The 20037-nt window shown below is 59.1% G+C and carries 10 protein-coding genes; 5 read left to right on the top strand and 5 right to left on the bottom strand.

Features of this window, described 5'->3' with window-relative positions; translation table 11 throughout:
• Positions 1 to 89 precede the first annotated feature (89 nt).
• Complete coding sequence (gene pyk, locus KW848_RS28770; RefSeq protein WP_076028423.1) at positions 90 to 1541, top strand: pyruvate kinase; 1452 nt, start codon at positions 90 to 92, stop codon at positions 1539 to 1541.
• Positions 1542 to 1840: 299 nt separating this feature from the next.
• Here pyk and KW848_RS28765 read toward each other — a convergent pair whose 3' ends face one another.
• The 5 genes from KW848_RS28765 to KW848_RS28745 form a co-directional block, all read right to left on the bottom strand.
• Positions 1841 to 3079, bottom strand: a complete 1239-nt coding sequence (locus KW848_RS28765; protein WP_218538824.1) for a hypothetical protein — start codon at positions 3077 to 3079, stop codon at positions 1841 to 1843.
• Positions 3080 to 3145: 66 nt separating this feature from the next.
• Positions 3146 to 4411, bottom strand: a complete 1266-nt coding sequence (locus KW848_RS28760) for a hypothetical protein (RefSeq protein WP_218538823.1) — start codon at positions 4409 to 4411, stop codon at positions 3146 to 3148.
• Between the two features lie 318 nt (positions 4412 to 4729).
• Complete coding sequence (locus KW848_RS28755) at positions 4730 to 5479, bottom strand: enoyl-CoA hydratase-related protein (RefSeq protein ID WP_218538822.1); 750 nt, start codon at positions 5477 to 5479, stop codon at positions 4730 to 4732.
• A gap of 29 nt (positions 5480 to 5508) precedes the next feature.
• Positions 5509 to 6444, bottom strand: coding sequence for an iron-sulfur-binding ferredoxin reductase (locus tag KW848_RS28750; protein WP_102615359.1), 936 nt, complete (start codon positions 6442 to 6444; stop codon positions 5509 to 5511).
• Complete coding sequence (locus tag KW848_RS28745; protein ID WP_111451937.1) at positions 6437 to 7543, bottom strand: GGDEF domain-containing protein; 1107 nt, start codon at positions 7541 to 7543, stop codon at positions 6437 to 6439. Before KW848_RS28745 ends, KW848_RS28750 begins: the two co-directional genes overlap by 8 nt.
• 618 nt (positions 7544 to 8161) lie before the next feature.
• On the opposite strand from KW848_RS28745, the gene KW848_RS28740 reads away from it, so the two are divergent.
• The 4 genes from KW848_RS28740 (at position 8162) to KW848_RS28725 (ending at position 20037) form a co-directional block, all read left to right on the top strand.
• On the top strand, positions 8162 to 9685 hold the full coding sequence (locus tag KW848_RS28740) for a fumarate hydratase (RefSeq protein ID WP_008156025.1): 1524 nt from the start codon (positions 8162 to 8164) through the stop codon (positions 9683 to 9685).
• Positions 9686 to 9919: 234 nt separating this feature from the next.
• Positions 9920 to 14476, top strand: coding sequence for a SpvB/TcaC N-terminal domain-containing protein (locus KW848_RS28735; RefSeq protein ID WP_218538821.1), 4557 nt, complete (start codon positions 9920 to 9922; stop codon positions 14474 to 14476).
• Positions 14473 to 17187, top strand: coding sequence for an RHS repeat domain-containing protein (locus tag KW848_RS28730; protein ID WP_218538820.1), 2715 nt, complete (start codon positions 14473 to 14475; stop codon positions 17185 to 17187). Before KW848_RS28735 ends, KW848_RS28730 begins: the two co-directional genes overlap by 4 nt.
• Positions 17188 to 17196: 9 nt before the next feature.
• Positions 17197 to 20037, top strand: a complete 2841-nt coding sequence (locus tag KW848_RS28725; RefSeq protein ID WP_218538819.1) for an RHS repeat domain-containing protein — start codon at positions 17197 to 17199, stop codon at positions 20035 to 20037.

The raw sequence follows: 20037 nt of genomic DNA, 5'->3' as shown, positions 1-20037 counted from the left end.
AAACAAACGAATAAGTAGTGCAAACGAACAATGACTACAACCAGAGACCATAGTAGCCTCACCCAGCGCTTGAACTCAGGAGTCTATGCATGTCCGTCCGTCGCACCAAAATCGTCGCTACCCTTGGCCCGGCCAGTAACTCGCCGGAAGTTCTCGAACAGCTGATTCTGGCTGGCCTGGACGTCGCCCGCCTGAACTTTTCCCATGGCACCCCCGACGAGCACAAGGCTCGCGCGAAGCTGGTGCGTGACCTCGCGGCCAAGCACGGCCGCTTCGTCGCCCTGCTGGGTGACCTGCAAGGCCCGAAAATCCGTATCGCCAAATTCGCCAACAAGAAGATCGAGCTGAAGATCGGTGATCAATTCACCTTCTCCACCAGCCATCCTCTGACCGAAGGCACCCAGACCGTCGTCGGCATCGACTACCCGGACCTGGTTAAAGACTGCGGCGTGGGCGACGAGCTGCTGCTCGACGACGGCCGTGTGGTGATGCGCGTTGATACCGCCAATGCCACCGAACTCAATTGCACCGTATTGATCGGCGGCCCGCTGTCCGACCATAAAGGCATCAACCGTCGCGGTGGCGGCCTGACCGCTCCGGCCCTGACTGAAAAAGACAAGGCCGATATCAAGCTCGCTGCCGAGATGCAGGTCGACTACCTCGCCGTGTCCTTCCCGCGTGACGCCGCCGACATGGAATACGCCCGTCAACTGCGCGACGAAGCCGGCGGTACTGCCTGGCTGGTGGCGAAGATCGAACGCGCCGAAGCCGTGGCCGACGACGAAACCCTCGACGCGCTGATCAAAGCCTCCGACGCCGTGATGGTTGCCCGTGGTGACCTGGGTGTGGAAATCGGCGACGCCGAGCTGGTGGGCATTCAGAAGAAAATCATTCTGCACGCACGCCGCCACAACAAGGCTGTGATCGTGGCGACCCAGATGATGGAGTCGATGATCCAGAACCCGATGCCGACTCGTGCCGAAGTGTCCGACGTAGCCAACGCCGTGCTCGACTACACCGACGCCGTGATGCTCTCGGCGGAAAGTGCTGCCGGCCTGTACCCGCTGGAAGCGGTGCAAGCCATGGCGCGCATCTGCATCGGCGCTGAAAAGCACCCGACCAGCAAGACCTCCAGCCACCGCATCGGCAAGGTCTTCGAAAGCTGCGACCAGAGCATCGCGCTGGCAGCCATGTACACCGCCAACCACTTCCCGGGCGTGAAGGCGATCATCGCCCTGACCGAAAGTGGCTACACGCCGTTGATCATGTCGCGCATCCGTTCCTCGATCCCGATCTACGCGTTCTCCCCGCACCGCGAAACCCAGGCTCGGGCTGCCATGTTCCGTGGCGTCTACACCGTGCCGTTCGACCCGGCATCGCTGCCGCCTGAGCAAGTCAGCCAGGCCGCGATCGACGAGTTGCTCAAACTCGGTGTTGTGGAGAAAGGCGACTGGGTGATCCTGACCAAGGGCGACAGCTACCACACCATCGGCGGCACCAACGGGATGAAAATCCTGCACGTTGGCGACAAGATGGTCTGAGTGATCGGTTGCTGAAAAACAAAAGCCCCGCCATGTGAATGGCGGGGCTTTTTGGTTTCTGATCTGGAAGAGGTGTCGCCTTGATGGACGCCTTCGCGAGCAAGCCCGCTCCCACAGGGGGTTTGTGTACCCACAGATCCAGTGTGGGAGCGGCGGTGCGACGACTCGACTTGCTCGCGAAGGGGCCCGCCCAGTCACCGCAGAATCAATGCCGTTTGGCGACCCCGGTCAACGCCGCAATCGCTTCCGCCGAGCGCAGCTGCTGGGTGATCTGTGCGTTCTCTTCTTCTATGGCCGGCTCATCCCGAATAACAACTGACCGTCACACGTTCACCGTTACCTTCAGTGGTACCGACGGTGATGATATTCGCGTCGTGCTGTCGTAGCGTTGCAGCAGCGATAGATACCCTGGGTTCCCCTCGGATAACGCCCTCTTGTCCAAAACGGCTATCCAATTGTCCGGAGGGCAGGTAGCGGGCGATGGCATACCGGGTTATGCCTTCCGATGTTTGACCGCCACCGACCAGTGTGAGGTGTTGATTCTGGACGATGACATCGCGCCACATCACATCCATTTGCGGGATGGATAGCAGGGCAGGCATTCCATTGTTGAACTGCGCATCCGGTTGGCCTTCGGGGTCGATAACCGATAGAAGCCCACGGCCGGTATACCACGCCCCGCCCAGATGTCCTGCGCCGACCGTTTTGCCGTCCTGGGTGAGGGCTATCGGTCCCAGATAAGTGTTTACCCCTGGTATCTCGACCGTGGCATAACCTAGCTCTCCGAATGTCGCGTCGATGCCCCCGTTTTCATGAATTCGTGTCATAAAACTGAACGTGTGTGTACGTATTCGCGTCGTACCGGCGACCAGGTAACGGCCATCGGCTTGCACGGCAACACCTTCAAGCGTCGTCAGCCCAGAGTCTTTGTAAGGGACAGGGACATAGCCTCGGCTATTAAATGTGGTGTCCAGAGAACCATTGGGTTCCAGTCGAATCAGCAGTCCCTCGTATCGGTCGTTCAATACCCTTTGGGGGGTGAGTGTCAGGAGTATTTTATCGCCGGCCAACACCGTTGAATGGCGGCAGAATCCTGTTTGCAGCTCGTCTTGTCCGTCAGGTTTGAGCTGGACGATTTGTTGTCCGTTCTGGCCAAAGGTCGTATCTGCACTGCCATCGCGATGGAACATGGCCAGTGCCGGGTACGTGCGCATTGATGTCGTCTTCTCTGCGACGAGTAGAATTCGACCATCGCGCAGCAGGTGCAGATCAGTCACCGGGGTGATCTCGTTATCCTGGCCGAACTCTCCAATGACGTATCCATCGATACCAAAGGTCATGTCTGGCGAGCCATCTGGCTGTAGACGAGCCAGCCCGAAGCCGGGACCAGTGCGAAATCCAACGACGATTTTATTGTCGGGTTGTATTTTTACAGTTTCGCCATAGCCTTCAACACTCAAGTAAATTCGGCCGCCATCGCCGAAGCCGGGATCTAGATCGCCAGAAGCTAAAGGTGACTGGTTGTGTACGTTGGACATGGTCCTGCTCTCCCGACTGAGGATGATGACAATCGTGCCCGAGCCCTTTCGGGCCCGGGCGAAGGGCTACGCCAGGTAACGCAGGATGGCTGATTTTTGCGATTGATCGTCAGCCGCGAGCAGCGTCTTATTGTCGGTCTGCAGCGTCATCGCAGTGACACCATCACCTTTGTCGAAACCGGTACGGGTCCAACCCGATCCGTTGAACACAGGATCCAGGGTGCCATTGCTCTGGAAACGAGCGACAACGCCGTCGAAGTGAATGGCGTCTGAACCCTGTATGGCTCCCGCCACGACGATCTTCCCGTCGGTTTGCATCGCAGCACCTACCCAGCCGGTCGGTTTGTCATCCAGTTGCGTGTAAACCGGGCGCGCGCCATTGAACTGGATGTTTGGACTTCCATCAGGCTCAAGACTCACCATCACGCCTTCAGAGGGGCTGGAGATAACTTCGCCAATAGCGAGAATTCGTTGATTAGGTTGCATCGACATCTGTGTGAAGCGCAGGCGTTTGTCGTCAGAGGGAGAGGAAGCAACGAGAACGAAGCCCTCTTTACCAAAGGTGCGATCCAGGCTGCCGTCAGTGTTGTAACGAGCGACAAAAGCATTTTTTGATTGGTTAAAACTGCCACAGGCCAGGTATTGGCCGTCTGCTTGAAGCAATACATTGTCGATCAATACCGGCTGATCAGGTGCGTCAGGATGGCTCAAGGTTATGTAGCCAACACCATTGAAACTCAGATCAAGTGAACCGTTGCTCTGGAGTCTGAAAATCGCTCCTACCCGGGGACGATAGGTGCAGACCAGGATTTTACCGTCGGGAAGTACCTGGGCAATGTCTGATGCCGGGCTTGTCGGGGTCATTGCCGTTTGACCCGGTGGGTCAATGGCAGTGGCAAGCGGGGTGTCGATGATGACTTTCCCCCCAGTGCCAAAATCTGGATCAAGGCTGCCGTTGTGGTTGTAGCGGGCCAACGCCGGGACGTACGCGGGGTACTGATCTACACGGGTTGAGGCCTGAAGAAGAATGCTCCCGTTTTCAAGAAGGGTAATGGTACTGCCAGCTGAGTCGGGTTCACCTGCGAACGAGTCAATGACAAGACCATGGGCGCCGAATGTCGGGTCAGGCGATCCATCGGCATTAAGGCGTCCGAGCATGTACCCGGCCTGTTCGTTAGCGATGTAACGCCCGGTGAAATAGATTTTTCCATCGGTCGCCACGGTCAGTCCCTTGATGGTGGCGCTTGTCGCTGCGTCGAAGTCAAGGTGGACCTTGCCGTTTACCCCAAAGGCAGGATCGAGCGTGCCAGAGAGCAGGTCTTGTGCTGACATTGTGTTCTCCTTCAAATAATGAATGATCACCGGGGGGGTTAAAGGACTGCGCCGGGTCAGAGCATCTGAACAGTGAAGGTAGGGGCCGTCTACTGTCAGACTTGACAGTAGACAGCCCGTGTTTTTTCAGTTTTTGGGCGCACATACGCAAAAAGCCCCGCCATGTGAATGGCGGGGCTTTTTGGTTTTTGATCCGTAAGAGGTGTCGTCTTGACGGACGCCTTCGCGAGCAAGCCCGCTCCCACATTGGATCTGTGGCGTTCGCCCTCCTGTGGGAGCGGGCTTGCTCGCGAAGGGGCCCGCCCAGTCACCGCAGAATCAATGCCGTTTGATGAACCCGGTCAACGCCGCAATCGCTTCCGCCGAGCGCAGCCGTTGGGTGAACTGTGCGCTCTCTTCTTCTATGGCCTTGTGCAGTTGTTCGCGGTCCGCGGCTTTCATCAATTGCTTGCTGATGCGCACCGCTTCCGGCGGCAGCGACTCGAAACGCAACGCCACCTCCCGCGCCTTGGCCAACGCCGCTTCGCCACTGTCCAGGGCTTCGGTCGCAATCCCCCACTGCGCGGCTTGTTCACCGCTGAAGCTTTCACCCAGCAGTAACAATTGCGCCGCTTTGGCCTGCCCGAGCAACCGCGGCAGGATCAGGCTGGAACCAAACTCCGGACATAACCCGAGATTCACGAACGGCATGCGCAGGCGCGCATCGCGGCTGACATACACCAGATCGCAATGCAGCAACATCGTCGTGCCAATGCCCACGGCTGCACCGGCGACGGCGGCGATCACCGGTTTACGACATTCGAGCAAGGTGAGCATGAATTGAAACACCGGGCTGTCGAGGTTGCTCGGCGGTTGCTGGATGAAGTCGGCGATGTCGTTGCCGGCGGTGAAGCACTCGGTAGTCCCGGTGATCAGCACGGCATTGATTTCAGGGTCGGTATCCGCCAGTTGCAGCGCTTCGGCCAAGTGGCTGTACATGGCGCGGGTCAGGGCGTTTTTCTTGTCGGGGCGGTTGAAGCGCAGGGTCAGCAGGCCGCGCTCGCGTTCAAACTGGATGGCATCGCTCATGGTCGGTCTCGCGTCTGAAAAATCAGCGCTCAACCGCGCAGAACAAAGACGTCCGCCAGCAGTTGATTGCGCGGCAATCCCGCCAGGTACAAGCGCCGGGCAAAGGCGTCCACGCTGTCAGGGGCCCCGCAGAGTAAGGCCAGGGTTTGCCGTGAAACAAGCCGCAGTTGCGCCAAAGCCTCGGGCAACTCGGCCGCTGTCCACAGCTCAATGCTCAGGTTCGCGCGGCTGGCGGCCATGGCTTGCAGGGGTTTGGCCAGGTAATGCGCCTCGGCATCATGGGCCAGGTGAATGACGCGAATGGCACCTTGGTGATCTTGCCGTAACGCTTCTCGCAAGATGCCGAACAACGGGCCCAACCCCGTGCCGGCGGCCAGCAGCCAAAGTGGTCGGGCGTTCCAGTCCGGGTCGTAATGCAGCGCTCCGCCGCGCAGTTCGCCGAGGCGGAGCGCATCGCCGATTTTCAGCTGACGGGCCGCATCGCTGAATTCCCCCGACTGGCGACAATCGAGGTGGAACTCCAGAAAACGGTCTTCTTCCGGCAGGCTGGCCAATGAATACGGGCGCGCCACATTGCCTGCCCACAACACCAGATGCTGCCCGGCGCTGTAGCGCAACGGACGCTCGGGGATCAGGCGCAAACGCAACACATTGGCGCTTAACCAATCGACAGCCGCCACTTCGGCCGGGCGGCCGTCCTGTAGCGGATCGAACGTGTGGACTTGCAAGTCCTCGACCACCTGGCACTGACACGCCAGGCGCCAGCCTTGCTGTCGTTGCTCTGCGCTGAGGGCGTCGGGGCGGCTGTCGCTCGGCAGCCCTTGGACACATTGCACCAGACAGGCATGGCAACTGCCGGCGCGACAGCTGTAGGGCACCGACACGCCGTTCTGATTCAACGCATCGAGCAGGTTGCTGCCCGCCGCCACCGACCATTGGCGTTCGCCGACCCGTAACTCAGGCATCGACGTTCTCCCACGCGGCCGCGCAACGATTGCGGCCGTCACGCTTGGCGCGATAAAGCGCCTGATCGGCGCGCTGCAAGGCTTCGTCGAGATCATCGCCCACTTCGAGCAATGTCATGCCCGCCGACAAGCTGAGATGGGCGACGTCGAGTCCGATCAGTTGTACATCGGTGAACGCAATGCGCAGCCGCTCGCAGCAGGAGGTCAAGCGCTCGGGGTTGCAATCGGGCAACAGCACGACGAATTCTTCGCCACCGTAACGGGCCAGAACATCGCCATCGCGCAAGCAGGCGGTGGCCACGGCGGCAAAGGCTTGCAGCACCTGATCACCGGCGGCATGGCCGTGCACGTCGTTGATGCGTTTGAAATGGTCCAGGTCGATCAGTGCCAGGCCATGCATGACATCGGCGTCCATGGCCCTCAACTCCCGGGAGGCCAGGCGCAGGAAATGCCGGCGATTGAACAGCCCGGTCAGTTCGTCGGTGGCCACCAGGTCTTCGAGCTGGCGCATCATCCCGCGCAGGGTGTCCTGATGCGCCTGCAAGGCAAATCGGCGCTGACGCATGCGTTGACGGGAGGCCTGGACGTGACGGGCATAAAGTTCCAGCCAGACCAACACGATGAGCAGCACGCACACCTGCAACGCGGCCAGTGCCGGGTCGGGTAACTGAAAGTGGTACCCCTCCCACAGCGTGATCGCGCTGAAACTGACGAACACCAACAGCGCGCACCGCAAGAAGGCAAAGCGCGAAAGGTGAAACAAGCCGAACAGCAGAATCAGCACGTAGAACACCAGGAACGCGCCGCGTGCTTCGTCCAGATGGGCGATCAGCCAGGTTTGCCAACCCAGCCCCAGCAACACTTGCGCTTCGGTCAGGCTGGGATCGGAAAAACGCAGGTTGCAGCCGCTGTAAAACACCGCAAACAACGCGGCCTGGCTGATGACCACCAGCGCGCTGCCGATGACCACGTTGGACAGGGATTCATCGTAATGACCGGTAAAAAACGCCAGCCACAACAGCAACAGAGCCAGGGCGTAGGTGCCGGCTGCGAGGGCGAAGCGTTTGAGCAACAAGCGCTGGATGGCGTTATGGGTCAATCGTTGACTCACCGTGCGAAGGGAGGCTGCTTGAGTGTCCTACTCTACAGACCGAATGCCACTTTAGTTGCGTGCCTGATAAATGACCATTCAATTTTAAGGGCGGAATACTGGCGTCAAAGGCATGACCTCCCGATCCCTGTTTATCGCCAAGTGCAATACCTGTGATGAGTGGATTTATCTGGTATGAGGGATTTATCTGTGGCGAGGGGATTTATCCCCGTTGGGTGGCGAAGCCGCCCCCAAACCTGCACCCCGGTTGGTTCAGGTATACCGCGTGTGTCGGATTGACGACTGCTTCGCAGTCGAACGGGGATAAATCCCCTCGCCACAGATAAATCCCTCGCCGCAGATAAATCCCTCACCATAGTTGAATCCACCTCACCACAGTTGAATCCCCTCACCACAGTTGAATCCACCTCACCACAGATAAATCCCCTCGCCACGAGATTGACTACCGGCGGGTGTGCCCGGAACCGAGGCGCGTTATACTGCCGCGCCTTTTTAGCGTCGCGCCAGCAGCCCCGGCGTGCCTTGTAAAGGTGCTTGCAACCGACCGATGCACCCAAGCTGCAAGCACCTTATTGAATGTTCCCGTCTTTTAGAGGAGCGCGACTCATGACCGTGATCAAGCAAGACGACCTGATTCAGAGCGTTGCCGACGCCCTGCAGTTCATTTCCTATTACCACCCCGTTGACTTCATCCAGGCGATGCACGAAGCCTACCTGCGCGAAGAATCGCCAGCGGCCCGTGACTCCATGGCGCAAATCCTGATCAACTCGCGGATGTGTGCCACCGGCCACCGCCCGATCTGCCAGGACACCGGCATCGTTACCGTCTTCGTTCGCGTGGGCATGGACGTACGTTGGGATGGCGCCACCATGGGCCTGGACGACATGATCAACGAAGGCGTGCGCCGGGCTTACAACCTGCCGGAAAACGTTCTGCGTGCCTCGATCCTCGCCGACCCGGCGGGTGCTCGTAAAAACACCAAGGACAACACCCCGGCCGTTATCCACTACTCCATCGTTCCGGGTAACACCGTGGAAGTGGACGTGGCGGCCAAGGGCGGCGGTTCCGAGAACAAGTCGAAAATGGCCATGCTCAACCCGTCCGACTCGATCGTTGACTGGGTGCTGAAAACCGTTCCGGAAATGGGCGCCGGCTGGTGCCCACCGGGCATGCTCGGCATTGGCATCGGCGGCACCGCCGAGAAAGCCGCGGTGATGGCCAAGGAAGTGTTGATGGAATCCATCGACATTCACGAGCTGAAAAAGCGCGGCCCGTCCAACCGTATCGAAGAGATGCGCCTGGAGCTGTTCGAGAAGGTCAACCAACTGGGCATCGGCGCCCAGGGCCTGGGTGGCCTGACCACCGTGCTCGACGTGAAGATCATGGATTACCCGACCCACGCCGCTTCGTTGCCGGTGTGCATGATCCCCAACTGCGCCGCCACCCGTCATGCGCACTTCGTGCTCGACGGTTCCGGCCCGGCCTCCCTGGAAGCGCCGCCGCTGGACGCCTACCCGGAAATCGTCTGGGAAGCCGGCCCGTCGGCCCGTCGCGTCAACCTCGATACCCTGACGCCTGAAGACGTGCAGAGCTGGAAGCCGGGCGAAACCGTCCTGCTCAACGGCAAGATGCTCACCGGTCGCGACGCGGCGCACAAGCGCATGGTCGAGATGCTGAACAAGGGTGAAACCCTGCCGGTGGACCTCAAGGGTCGCTTCATCTACTACGTCGGCCCGGTTGATCCGGTGCGCGAAGAAGTGGTTGGCCCTGCCGGTCCGACTACCGCGACGCGGATGGACAAGTTCACCCGTCAGATCCTCGAGCAAACCGGCCTGTTGGGCATGATCGGCAAATCCGAGCGCGGCCCGACTGCGATCGAAGCGATCAAGGACCACAAAGCCGTGTACCTGATGGCAGTCGGCGGCGCGGCTTATCTGGTGGCGCAAGCCATCAAGAAATCCCGCGTGGTGGCTTTCGCCGAACTGGGCATGGAAGCGATCTACGAGTTCGACGTCAAGGACATGCCAGTGACTGTTGCGGTCGACAGCAAGGGTGAGTCGGTCCACATCACCGGTCCTGCCATCTGGCAGAAAAAGATCAGTGAAAGCCTGGCGGTAGAAGTGCAGTAAACGCTTGAGCTTGCCAATACGGCCGGGGTGTCTTTCAGATGCCCCGGCCGTTTTTTTGTGCGCCACTTTTACCATTCGCGATAAAGCGCAGCATTCCCCAAGGTATTCGTTCTAAAAAACCCGCCTCACCTGTCAGATGTGACAGGTCACACCTTCCCCTGATTTTGTTAGCGTCGCTCTACCACGCGACTCCGTTGCTACGGGAGAGCGCAAAGCCGATACAGGATCAGCCCCATGGAAGAGCAAGCGTCCCTGAGCATCACTGAACCCTCGATCGCCAAGAGCGCTTCCATTGCCACGATCGGCAAAAGCTGGGGATCGGTCGGCGTAACGGGCAGTGCTTCATTCGAATTGCCGCTGCCCCTTTCAGCTGGGCGCGGTTTCGACCCCGCCATGGCGCTGGGTTATGACAGCCAGGGTGGTAACGGTCCGTTTGGCATTGGCTGGCGTTTGGGCTCCAGTGCCATCACTCGCCAGACCAGCAAGGGCGTGCCCGATTACCTCGCCACCGACATCATGGTCGGCCCAGGTGGCGAGGAGTTGATGCCCGAGCTGGATGACGAAGGTAAGCCAACGTCCAGAGAAGTAACCGAATATCGCGGCCTCTCCATTGGCAAGCACGACGTTGTGCGCTACTGGCCGCGGGTCGAGAGTTCGTTCGATCTGATCGAGCTGTGGCAACCGGAGGAAAAGCCGCCCTTCTGGCTGGTGCACGGGGCCGATGGCAGCCTGCATGTCTACGGTAAGACCGACGCTTCGCGGCGCGCCGAACCTATAGACACAACCAACCCTGTCGCGGCGCTGCGTATCGGTGTGTGGTTGCTGCTAGAAAGCATGAACCCTCATGGCGAACACATCTGTTTCGACTATAAGCCCGAGGATCAGGCTAACACCCCGGAGGACAAACACGACTATCGTGCCCAGCGTTACCTGCACCGGGTGTATTACGGCAATGCCAAGGCCAGCCAAGACCTGTATGCCTGGACAGTGGAAAACCCGGCGAGCCTGGATTGGCATTTCCACCTGCTGTTCGACTACGGCGAACGCACCCTCGACCTGGAAGCGAAGCCGATCTACGGCCCGCCGTTCGATGCTCCCGGCAATGGTCATGGTGAGTGGCAATTGCGCAGCGATCCCTTCCATAGCTACACCTACGGATTTGAACTAGGGACCCGCCGCCTGTGCCATCAGGTCTTGATGTTTCACCATTTCCCCGAGCACTTAGGTCCGAAACCTGTGCTGGTTCGGCGATTGTTGCTGGAATACCCTACGACTCACCGGACATATAACCAACTGAAAAAAGCGCACTATCAGTCATACGACGCCAGCGGCGCCGTGGAAAACATGCCGCCAGTTGAGTTCGACTATTCAGAGTTCGAACTCAACAAGCAGTCGAAACCGTTCCCGTTCGAAAACATGCCCGGCATCGAGGACGGCGCGCTTCATCAATGCGTTGATTTGTTCGGTGAAGGTGTGCCGGGGTTTCTCTGCCGTTACGACCAGAGCTGGTATTACCGCGAACCCTTGCGTGCGCTGACAGGGGCCGATGACATCCACTACGGTCCGTGGACAGAACTGTCCCGAATCCCCGTAGCCGATCGCAATCAACCGACCTATCAGGCGTTGACCGACCTGACCGGCGACGGCCGGCTGGACTGGATTCTCGCGTCCCCCGGCATGAGCGGCTTCCACACCCTCAACCCCGATCGCAGCTGGTCAGGGTTCATTCCCTTTACAGCATTCCCGGTGGAGTTTTTCCAAACGCTTACACAGTCTGGCGATTTGATGGGCGACGGGCTCAGTTCGATGGCGCTGATCGGCCCGCGCAGCGTGCGCCTGTACGCCAATCGGCGTGAGGAAGGTTTCGCACCGGGCCAGGACGTAGAGCACACACCGGACACCGATCGCCTGCCGCTGTTCAGCAACGCTCGCAGCGAACTGGTGTTGCTCGGTAATTTACTGGGCAGCGACATGACCGAGCTGTGCCGCATCCGGCACGACGAAATCAAATGCTGGCCGAACCTTGGTCACGGTCGGTTCGGCAAAGGCTTCGTCATGAGTGCCCTGCCCTTCGACTACGCCACATTCGACGCGGCGCGGGTGCGGATTGCCGACCTGGACGGCTCTGGTGCACCGGCACTGATTTATCTGAAGTCCGACTGTTTCGAGATCTATTTCAATCACGGCGGCAATGGTCTGGAGCAAACCCCTGTAACGGTGCCGTGGCCCGAAGGAATCCGCTACGACAACCTGTGCCAGGTCACCCTCGCCGACCTGCAAGGCCTGGGGTGCGCGAGCCTGATCTTGACCGTGCCGCACATGAAACCACGGCACTGGCGCTACGATTTCGTCAGTGCCAAGCCGTACATGCTGGTCGCCAGCAACAACAACATGGGCTGCAGCACCCAGGTGGTGTATCGCAGTTCGGCGCAGGAATGGCTGGATGAAAAGAATCGGATACTCACGTTCAAACGTTTGCCGATTTCCTACTTGCCGTTCCCGGTGCCCGTGGTCAAGCAACAAAACCAGCTCGATGAAATCACCGGCAACTGCCTGAACCAGTTTTTCCAGTATTTGCAGGGTTATTACGATGGCCAGAACCGCGAGTTTCGTGGCTTTGGCCTGCTGCGCCAGACCGACAGCGAAACGGCCACACGGGCAGATGACACCGGTTTTACCGCCCCGGCGCTGGTCTGCACCTGGTTTCACACCGGACGGCAAATCGACCTGCCACGCGATGGCTATTTCAACCGTGACTCCGAAGCCTGTGATTTGAAACCCACGCTGTTCTGCCAGTACCACCACAACGACGCTTTCGATGAGCCGATCCCGCCGCCCGACGAAGCCACCGCCCACGAAATCGCCAACGCCCTCGCCGGTTCGGTGTTGCGCGTGGAGACCTACGCCGCCGACGATGACCTGGCCACGGCGGTGCCGTTCGCGGTGGAGGAAAGCCGTTACAAGGTTCGCGAACTGCGCAAAAAGGCAGACCATGACGCGCATCCGGTCATGCAGCCCTTGCAACTGGAAACGATCAGCTACCAGTACGAACGCTTCGTGAATGACCCGCTGTGCCGACATGAAATCACCTTGAGCCACGACGAGTTCGGCCTGCCTGTGCATGCCATCACGGTCAGCTATGCGCGACGCCAGACCGAGCAGGATGAACCGCCCTTCGACGACGTCGATGAGCAGAAATGGTGGCTTGATGCCCATGACCCGGCGCAACAGTCTTATTACCTGAACGAAACCCGCGCCAAGTTCATTCATTTGCAGAAGTTGGAGGACTGGCAAGGCTGGCGACTGGGTCTGCCCTATCTGCAACGGGGCAATGCGTTGGTACTGCCCAAGAAGCCAGCCGCCGGGGGGCTCGCTCCCGCAGACATTTCTTATGAGGGCTTGCTCGAACTGTACGCCTCGCCCGAATGGGTGGCTCAGCGGCTACTGACCACGCAGTCGGTCTATCGCTACTTCAAGACTGACGGCCGGGCACTGCTTGCCGACGGCGAGGCGGATTTCGAGGCGCTGCGGGCGCCGCTGGAAATTGCCCAACTGGACAAGACCGCACTGCAAGCCTATGACACGGTGGAGTCGCTGGATATTCGGGACGAACTGGGAAAAATCGGTTATTCGGCCATGCCTCTGGTGCTGGGGATAAACCCGGCGGCAGACCGGGAAGAGGACGAGGAGAGAAATCTATGGTCGTCGCGGTACGGTTTTGCCAAATACGGCAAGCTCGATAGCTTTTATAAAGTGATGGAGTACAACGAAACCCCCAGCTACGGCATCACGAAAGCCCAATACGACGCCTACTGTCTGCTGCCGAAAAGCATCACCCAGCCGGACTTGTGCGAAGCCCGTTTCGAATATGACTACCACGCGCTGCAACTCATGCGCAGCTTCGATGCCAATGAAAATGTCGAGGAAGCCCTTTACGAGCCGTCCGGACAACCCCTTGCCATCAGTTTTTATGGCACTGAAGGCGGCGAAAAAGTTGGTTTTCGCCCCCTCGACGAACACGAACGTCCCATTGACCATCGTCCAGACCCGGCCATCGAAGATCCCAAAGGCGCCCTGCAAAAAGCAGCCAGCGTATTGCGCAAGGACCTGTTCAGCTGGATGGGCGAACTCCCCCCGTCCGTCAGCCAGACACCTGACTGGCTGGCCACCTGGATCGACCAGGGTTACGTGCTACCCAGCCTGCACATTTGCGCCAGCGCCCGCCGTCGCCTGTCCCGGCTCAAGTCCCTGACCGCGCCTGAACAAGCACTGCTCGACCTGATCCGCACGGTGCCCCGCGAACCGGTGCACAGCGTCGTCCTCACCGCCGACCGCTATTGGGATGATGTGCTGCAACAAATCCAGATCGTCAAAGTCTTTGTGGACGGTTTCGGCCGGACACTGCAGACCAAACAGTTGGTCGAGCCAGGGCTGGCTTTTGTGGTGGTAAACGGTGAGCTGGTGATTGAAGACGGCAAACCCAAGGTCGCGCACGCCGATCCGCGCTGGCGCGTCAGCGAACGTGTGGAATACAACAACAAGGGGTCGGCCGTTCGGGTATTTCGCCCTTATTTCGCCGATAGACATTGCTATATCAATGACCATTCCTTCCGGGAGTTCGGCCATCACGATCAGAACTTTTACGACGTGCTGGGTCGTCTGTACAAAGTCATCAACGCCAAAGGAGATGTCGCGCTCGAGATCATCCATCCCTGGTACACCACCAGCCTGGATTTCAACGACACCTACGTTGTACCGCCTGAAGGTGAGCTGAAAGCAGGCAAGCCATGACGACCTCGGTTCATTGGCGCACCCCGAACCTGACGGTCATCGATAGTCGGGGCTTGTCGATTCGCCAGGTCGCGTACTTGCGCAAGGTCGCTGCCGACCCCGTGGAAACTCTGATCGGCCGCCAGCGCTACGACGTTGCCGGGCGACTGCTCGAGCAATGGGATCCGCGACTGTTCGGTGTCGTCCCCAACATGGCCACGGTTTATCGCCTGTCCGGTGAGCCGTTGAAAGTCGATTCCGTCGACGCCGGTTGGCGTTTGAGCCTGCCTGGGCTGTCGGGGGAAGAGCTCCAGCGCTGGGACCAACGCGGCAGTCATTGGCGCACCACCTACGACCGTCAGTTGCGTCCGATAGTCGTCGAGGAAATTGATACGCCGAACGTCGAAACCTTCTCCTATGCCGATAACTCCGCCGATCCCGCGTTTAACCGGCGCGGCCAACTGACCGGGCAACTCGACCGCTCCGGCACCTTGAGTTTCGACAGCTACAGCCTGTTCGGACAACCCTTGCGCGAAACCCGAACCCTGGTCGAGGGCCCCCCCTACCGCAGCAGCCGAATGTATAGCCCAATCGGAACAGTGTTGAGCCAGACCGATGCCGGTGAGCACCAGCAACAGTCGCGCTACGACATCGCCGGACAACTCAAGCAGGTTGAACTGCGGATCAAAGGCAGCCCGAACTGGCAGCCGGTGCTCAAAGACGCGCAGTACAACGCCGCCGGCCAGATCATCGAACAACGCGCTGGCAACGACGTGCTCAGCACCTGGACCTACGACCGGGCCGATGGGCGCCTGGCTACGCAACAGGCACAAAAAAACGCCGAGCCGGCGCTGCAGGACCTGGAATATTTCTACGATCGCGTCGGCAACATCACCCGTCTCGAAGACCACACCTTCCAGCCGATCTATTTCGCCAACCAGCTGGTCGACGGCCACCGTGACTTCACCTATGACTCGCTATACCGCCTGACCCGCGCCAGCGGTTGCGACGATGCGCCGCCGTCGGACATTCCGGGCCGGCCCCTGCCCGGGGATCCGAACAATCGGCTCAACTACACGCAACACTACGAGTACGACGCCGGTAACAACCTGATCGAACTGCGGCACGTGCGGGCGGGAGCCTCACACACCCGCGCAATGTTCATCGACCCTGGCAGCAACCGTGGTGTGCGCTGGAAAGAGGGAGATCCTGCCCCGGTTTTCCCCGCGTTGTTCGACGTTCATGGCAACCTCCAGGCCTTGCAGCCGGGCAAGACCTTGACGTGGAACAGCCTGGATCAGCTGGAAGCGGTGACGCTGGTCAACCGCGACAACGGCCCCAATGACCAGGAGTACTACCGCTACAGCCAGGGCGTGCGCGTGTACAAACGCCACGAAACCCACACCTCCTCGCTGACTCATTTCCAGGAAGTGATCTACCTCCCGGGCCTGGAAATCCGCACCCGCGACAACGGCGAAGAACTGCACGTGATCATCTTGCCCGGCGGGCACGGCAGCGTCCGTTGCCTGCACTGGGTCAGCGGCCAACCGGCCAACGTCGCCAACGATCAAGTGCGCTACAGCCTCGATGATCACTTGGGTTCCTCCACTCTGGAGCTCGATCAACAGGCACATGTGATCAGCCAGGAAGGTTATTACCCGTTCGGCGCCACGGCCTGGTATGCGCGGGGCAGCGAGCTGGACGTCGACTACAAAACCATCCGCTATTCGGGCAAGGAAATGGATGACAGCGGGTTGTATTACTACGGTGCGCGTTACTACGCGCCGTGGTTGCAGCGTTGGGTGAGTGCCGATCCGGCGGGGGATGTGGATGGGCTGAATTTGTTTGGGTTTGTGGGGAACAATCCCCTGAATTACTTCGATGAGAATGGTGCCGAACGCTCTCCCGCCGAACTAAGAGCGTCCCTCAATGAATATGTCAGTCTCTTGTCAGTGGTCAGTCAGAGGGCGGACAGGGCGATTTATCAGCTCTACAACATGACCCGAACACGAGATATCTATAAAAGATCTGGATTAAAACTCGGCTTTACAGCAGTCAGTCTTTCCGCACAGGCCGTAACGGCCACGACGGCCGGTATGCTGGCTGCAACGGCGACGGCCCCCCTCGGACCGGTTGCAGCCGTCGCCGCCGTTGTTGCGGGTGCCGCAGCTGCGGATATCACGAGCAACGCTCTGGACGAAGCTGCCAAAAATACCCGTTTCGGGTATCCATTGCTGCCCGGATCCGGTGACTTCAGCCTGGAAAGCCTGAACAAGACAGCCAACATCACGCCCTTCAGTGCGTTGGAAGAAGTGCAAGAATTAGTCAGCAAGTACGACCCGAGGACCGCAGAAGGAATCAAAGAGACGGCGATCGTGGCGGGCGTCGGGTTAGCCGACAAAGGGTTCAAATACGCTTCGCATCTGGAAAAGGCACTCGGCTTTTTGCGACTAGGTATCCAGGTGACAGAAGCCTTAAATGACAGTTTCGGCCAAAGAGACCTGGATGTAATCCGTGATGAACTCACTGCCCTGCTCAGCCACCTTGACGAGCAAGAAGACCTAGCCAATTTGGCCCTGACAGAACTTGAAAATAGCGGACACGAGGGTGAAGCCGCGGGGACGCTCAAGGTATTGCGTGAAGCGGAGCTCGTCACCAGCGGCAGAATCATACGGGTACTCGACCTAACTGATCGGATGTCTCAGTACTTGATGAAAAAAAATGCCGCCTGAGATTCAGCAATGAGTATATCGACCTCGCGTTGCGCGCCGAAGCTGATTGCCTATGACAGTCGAGGCTTACCGATCAGGCAAGTGGCTTACCTGTGCAAGGTCGTCAACGGGCCACTCGCAACCCTGATCAACCGCCAGCATTACAACGCCACCGGGCGACTGATAGAGCAATGGGATCCGCGCCTGTTCGGCACCGCTTCCAAACCCAACCTCGCCACCATCTATAGCCTGTCCGGTGAATCGCTCAAAGTCGACTCCGTCGATGCAGGCTGGCGTTTAAGCCTGCCGGGGCTGGCCGGGGAAGCATTGCAGCGCTGGGACCAACGCGGCAGTCATTGGCGCACCACCTACGACCGTCAGTTGCGTCCGATAGTCGTCGAGGAAATTGATACGCCGAACGTCGAAACCTTCTCCTATGCCGATGACTCCGCCGATCCCGCGTTTAACCGGCGCGGCCAACTGACCGGGCAACTCGACCGCTCCGGCACCTTGAGTTTCGACAGCTACAGCCTGTTCGGACAACCCTTGCGCGAAACCCGAACCCTGGTCGAGGGCCCCCCCTACCGCAGCAGCCGAATGTATAGCCCAATCGGAACAGTGTTGAGCCAGACCGATGCCGGTGAGCACCAGCAACAGTCGCGCTACGACATCGCCGGACAACTCAAGCAGGTTGAACTGCGGATCAAAGGCAGCCCGAACTGGCAGCTGGTGCTCAAAGACGCGCAGTACAACGCCGCCGGCCAGATCATCGAACAACACGCCGGCAATGAGGTGCTCAGCACCTGGACCTACGACCCGGCCGATGGGCGCCTGTCCACGCAACGGGCACAAAAAAACGCCGAGCCGGCGCTGCAGGACCTGGAATATTTCTACGATCGCGTCGGCAACATCACCCGTCTTGAAGACCACACCTTCCAGCCGATTTTTTTCGCCAACCAGCTGGTCGACGGCCACCGCGATTTCACCTATGACTCGCTGTACCGCCTGACCCGCGCCAGCGGTTACGACGATGCGCCGCCGTCGGACATTCCGGGCCGGCCCCTGCCCGGGGATCCGAACAATCGGCTCAACTACACGCAACACTACGAGTACGACGCCGGTAACAACCTGATCGAACTGCGGCACGTGCGGGCGGGTGCCTCACACACCCGCGCGATGTTCATCGACCCTGGCAGCAACCGCGGCGTGCGCTGGAAAGAGGGAGATCCTGCCCCGGTTTTCCCCGAGTTGTTCGACGTTCATGGCAACCTCCAGGCCTTGCAGCCGGGCAAGACCTTGACGTGGAACAGCCTGGATCAGCTGGAAGCGGTGACGCTGGTCAACCGCGACAACGGCCCCAATGACCAGGAGTACTACCGCTACAGCCAGGGCGTGCGCGTGTTCAAACGGCATGAAACCCACACACCTTCGCTGACTCACTTCCAGGAAGTGATCTACCTGCCGGGACTGGAAATCCGCACCCGCGACAACGGTGAAGAACTGCACGTGATCACCCTGCCCGGCGGGCACGGCAGTGTGCGTTGCCTGCACTGGGTCAGCGGCCAACCCGCGACCATCGCCGCCGATCAAGTGCGCTACAGCCTCGATGACCACTTGGGCTCCTCCACGCTGGAACTCGATCAACAGGCACAGGTGATCAGCCAGGAAGGTTATTACCCGTTCGGCGCCACGGCCTGGTACGCGCGGGGCAGCGAGCTGGACGTCGACTACAAAACCATCCGCTATTCGGGCAAGGAAATGGATGACAGCGGGCTGTATTACTACGGTGCGCGGTATTACGCGCCGTGGTTGCAGCGTTGGGTCAGTGCCGATCCGGCGGGGGATGTGGATGGGCTGAACTTGTATGGGTTTGTGGGGAACAATCCAGTCTGTTACGTCGACGTCAATGGCGAAGTCAAATGGCCGAGTATGGCTGACTTCCACGCGGGGACAGACAGGATTATTGCCTCGGAAAACGCCAGCTACGCCAAATATGGCCAGGCGTTAGCGACACGCCGTTTAAGACAGCAAATGAACAAGCAAGTGGCTCGTCATATAGAAATACTCGGGATTACCAAACGCCGGACACGAGACGCCGGCCAGCAACTCAGTTCGATGGGCTCAGGTACAGACATCGCGCTTGCGGCGACGCGCAGAGCGATGGTGCTGGTCGCAGGTAAAGCCATCAGTTATGGCGTGGGGATTGCCGTCGGCATTGGGGCTCAGTCCTTGGGCATAGTGGCCCCTGGGGTCGGAAACGTGGTGGGTGCAGGATTAGGGATCGGCGCCAAACTCGCCGTCAGCGGCCTCGTGGACTACGTTGCCGAAAGAACAGGCTTGAGCGCATCCGTAAACTTGAAAACCACAAGACTGAGCCCAGAAAGAATAATAGGGAAAGCTGAATATAAGCAGATGGAGCCGGTTGAATATATAAAAGCAAAATATCGAAACATGAACTTGGGCTCTCAGAAGTCGGGGTTGAAACTTACAAAAGAAGCTACTGCCTTGGCCTCCAGTGAAATATTGAAGAGAACGCTGACAGGACTTCCTTCGGAAGCAGTGAGTGCAATCAGCAGTGGCGTAGGCGTCATATTGGGGTTACCGGAAATATTCAATGAAACAATTGGGGCCAGCAAGGAGAAATCTGGCGAAAAAATGGATGCGTTCGAAAGAGGTATTCTCGGGCTCGCAGATGCTATTGAGTCCAGTATTGATAGCATTCACGAGCATGCCGACGCCCTTTCCGACACCAGTATCAATGGGATCGATATTCAAAGCCTGGATAAGGAAACGGGTAAAATCACCGGCATGCTGTACAGTCTGGTGAATACTATTCGAACTCATAGAAACAGCGGTAAAGCCGCCGCATAA

Source organism: Pseudomonas sp. PDM25, from assembly GCF_019219045.1.
Classification (GTDB): domain Bacteria; phylum Pseudomonadota; class Gammaproteobacteria; order Pseudomonadales; family Pseudomonadaceae; genus Aquipseudomonas.
Note: the sequence above shows the minus strand (reverse complement) of the source record. Positions and strands in the feature narration are given on the sequence as shown.